Here is a 3,495-nt window from a genome sequence, read left to right as displayed (position 1 = left end):
CCCGTTCGCGGTGAATCTTATCGGAGTGGTAAGAAGTTTTCTTGTGGACATTGCGGCTGGGTTGGTGATGCTGACTATAACGGAGCGAAGAATATTTCTGCTCTTGGGGTGCCCGTAAAAGCACCTGAAGGTTCGGGATTTTCTTGAAATTAGCATGAACAGCTCAGGGCTATTGAAAGCCCCCGCCAGATTGTGAGTGCGTAAGCACGAAACAATTGGCGGTGGGTAATTTACTCCAGATTTGAGATTTTGGAGAAATGCAAAACATCCCTTACCTGGAAGCAAAAGCCAGGTAAGGGATGTCAATGTTTACGATCGGAATCGATGCCGCTAATTCCACAAATAATGTTCGGGAATCAAATCGTCAGGTGCGAATAAATGCGGACTCATCGGGGCGGATGCCGTGTCGTACCAAGATTCGAGTAAATCTTGAGTTTCTTGCATTTCACCGATCGACAAATCGCGGGGAATAATAATCCCGATACTGCGATCGGGAATCGCGACATAGTAACCTTCGGGAAAATATTTGTCTAAATACTGTGAGAGTAAGATTCGCGACGAGCCGAAGCCGTCATTATGCATCATAATCGCCCAGACGACACTGCCATCTTCGCGCAATTTCTGGTGCGTCCACAGTTCTTGAGAGGCGACTTTGAGGTTGATCGTAGCTCGTTGCTCCCAGTCGATCCCTTCATTTTCCCAAACTTCAACCATTTCTGGCGTCACGTCCTGATAAGCAACTCGACCTTTGGCATTGCGATCGACGATTACCCAGCTAAGTGCATAATCCCGCAATGGTAGTTCTTCATGCGGCGAGTTCCACATCTTGGACTTAAGGCAAGTCGAATGAATGATTAGGGGCATTAAGCGATCGATCGCATCAATGATAGTTGCTGACATAGTGCAGATGGGGAATGTGGTACTGATAACTACTCTCTGAACTTAGAGTACCCATCGGATTTAGTTCAATTTACATTGAGGGAGATGTTTTTTAGGGGAGCGGGGAGCGGGGCGCGGGGAGACGGGGGGACGGGGGGACTAAACGCTCGAAGAACGCTTGCGTTCAAACTCTCAATAGACTATCCACCATCCACTATTCCCTAAAACCTAAAGCCTAAAGCCTAAAACCTAAAGCCTAACCCCTAATTCAGGTGATTATCCCGATCGAGAATGACGACTTGTTCGATCGGTTGTTGCTCTTCTCGCGCCGCACCGACAACCACCAATCTTTCGATCTGTCCTCCTGGTAATGCACCATAAACCGCGCTGCCATTGCTGTAGACGATCTGCCCTTCTAGCCCCACATCATAGGCAACGACACCTTGGGCGATGACTTTGGGTTCGCGATGCGGAAATTGCTCGATCAATTCCCAGGAACGAGGTACTAAAGCTGGCGAATCAGGATCGCCAAACCGCCGATTGCGGGTCATTTCGGCTCCAACATCTACCAACCTGCCCAAAAATGACATTTGTTGAGATGGCATTATCGATTGTTGCGGTACTGCTAAGAGGGATGCCCCAGTGTGCCGATGTGTGAAAAAATTTAGCCACTGTAGTACTGCTGCCAGCAACCGTGCCGGAATTAAAATCGCCTCTTTAAGCAGTTGGGAAAACTTCACGCGTTGGCGCAGCGGACGGTAGGGACGGCGGATATAGTATAAAGTACCATCAGCAGTCATTTGGGGGCTGAGGAGGTCGTATTTGGGGTCGCTGGCAAGGGTAATTACTTCCTGCCGATCGATATCGAGTTGCTCGATCGTCGAGTGCTTTTGTTCGATGATATAACCGGCACCATCGCGCCCGATTCCTGCTGACTGAAAGACGATCGCCCGCCGAAAGCCAGGAATCCATTTGGGAGCCAAGTCGAGTGAGTCGCCTTCTGTTACCTGAGCCAGATGAACGGCATTGACTGGCATGGTGGCAATATTTGCAGCTCCATCTTTGCCGATCGCCGCACAGGCAATTAATTGATATTCGGGATTAAAATCGACCCGATCGATCTTAAAATCAGCACTGTGAAATAGTCTTTTTTCTTTAGGTTGCTGGCGTGGCGGCGGGGTTTTGGTTTCCGATATCGCCGCTACGGGCGTGACAAAGCGTTCGAGCGTAAAAATGCCGCCGACTTCTCCAGCTTCGAGGGTATATAGCAAGCGATCGGCACCAGTCGGGCACACACCTTGAACGGCTACTGGCACATGCGATCGATCTGGTTTGAGCGCGCCAGACATCCCCCCTGGCATTAAATTGGCGGTAATACTTTTTTGCTTCCAGCCATCGCGCCGCTGCCGCTGTGATTCTCGCTGCTGCACGGCTGCTCCAAATTCACTGACGATCGTCTGGACGGTCGCCTGACCCAATTTAAGGTAAAGTTTACCTCCGGATAGGTATGCAAAATTAAAACTCATGTGACAGTCTTCTGTAAGCGTTAGCTGGTGGGAGTTCGGGTATAGCGATATACTGACTATACCTACTCTACTGTTCCCCAAGAATCGCCTAGAGATCTCATTTTGCTCAAAATTACTAAAATTATTTCAGCGTCGAGAGCTGGTGGGGAATTGCCAAGGGCGAAATGCCCGCTAAATCCAGAATTTGGGGAATCAAATCTTCCCGTTTGACGGCCATCAGATGGACACCTTGACACAGTTGACTGGCCAATCGCACCTGCTCGGCGGCAATTTTGATGCCTTCTAACAGAGGTTCTGACGATCGCGCGAGTCGATCGATAATATGCTGGGGAATATCCACCCCAGGGACGTTACGGTTGATAAACTCGGCATTTTTAGCTGACTTGAGTAAAAAAATACCCGCCAGCACGGGCTTATTGTAGCCAATAGCAATCTGCTGCATGAATTTATCAAAGACATCAAAATCAGAAATGAGCTGACTTTGAAAAAATTGCGCACCAGCAGCTACTTTCTGCTCGAATCGCCGCTGCAAACCCGATCGACTTTTGCACTGGGGATCTACTGCCGCCCCGATAAATAAGTCCACAGATCCGTCGGGAAGGGGCTTGTCGTTGCCGTCGAAACCGCGATTGAGATTTGTAGCCAGCTTCAACAATCTGACCGATTCTAAGTCGAATACGGGTCGAGCATGAGGATAATCTCCTGCTTTAATCGGGTCGCCAGTGAGAGCTAAAATATTTTTGACACCTAATGCGTGTGCGCCCAAGAGATCGCCTTGCAATCCGATCCGATTGCGATCGCGACAAGCCAACTGACACACTGGCTCGATGCCATGCTGGAGCAAGATCGCTGCTGAGGCCAATGGCGACATCCGCATCACCGCTCTGCTGCCATCGGTAATATTCACCGCATGCACCCGCCCTTTCAAACAGGTTGCCATCTTCAGCATATGCGTGATATCGCCACCCTTGGGCGGCGCAACTTCCGCCGTAATTAGGAACTCACCAGCACTAGCAGCTTGTCGAAAATCGTTCACGATCGCACCCGAAAGACTACACCTTCTATCATACAGGGATTAGGCTTTAGGCTT

At 49.7% G+C, this 3,495-nt stretch carries 4 protein-coding genes; 1 reads left to right on the top strand and 3 read right to left on the bottom strand.

Annotated features, from left to right (window positions below):
- A partial coding sequence (locus RMO84_RS18795; protein ID WP_310489966.1) for a zinc ribbon domain-containing protein occupies positions 1-147 on the top strand: 147 nt, incomplete at its 5' end.
- Positions 148-330: 183 nt separating this feature from the next.
- On the opposite strand, the gene RMO84_RS18790 is transcribed toward RMO84_RS18795, so the two are convergent.
- The 3 genes from RMO84_RS18790 to RMO84_RS18780 all read right to left on the bottom strand — a co-directional run bounded on the left by RMO84_RS18790 (position 331) and on the right by RMO84_RS18780 (position 3,441).
- Positions 331-900: a hypothetical protein gene (locus tag RMO84_RS18790; RefSeq protein ID WP_310489965.1), complete on the bottom strand. Its 570-nt coding sequence runs from the start codon at positions 898-900 to the stop codon at positions 331-333.
- A 242-nt stretch (positions 901-1,142) separates the two neighbouring features.
- Entirely contained in the window at positions 1,143-2,405 is a 1,263-nt protein-coding gene (locus RMO84_RS18785) for a hypothetical protein (protein WP_310489964.1), read from the bottom strand.
- Between the two features lie 121 nt (positions 2,406-2,526).
- Entirely contained in the window at positions 2,527-3,441 is a 915-nt protein-coding gene (locus RMO84_RS18780; protein ID WP_310489963.1) for a methylenetetrahydrofolate reductase, read from the bottom strand.
- Positions 3,442-3,495 lie beyond the last annotated feature (54 nt).

The sequence above is a fragment of the Chamaesiphon sp. VAR_69_metabat_338 genome, from assembly GCF_031423935.1.
In the GTDB taxonomy this organism is placed as follows: domain Bacteria; phylum Cyanobacteriota; class Cyanobacteriia; order Cyanobacteriales; family Chamaesiphonaceae; genus Chamaesiphon.
The sequence above is the reverse complement of the archived record's forward strand: the minus strand, read 5'-3'. Positions and strand labels throughout refer to the sequence as shown.

Coding starts and splice junctions, on each gene's coding strand:
- RMO84_RS18785 (WP_310489964.1), bottom strand. CDS start 2,405: ATGAGTTTTAATTTTGCATACCTATCCGGAGGTAAACTTTACCTTAAA.
- RMO84_RS18790 (WP_310489965.1), bottom strand. CDS start 900: ATGTCAGCAACTATCATTGATGCGATCGATCGCTTAATGCCCCTAATC.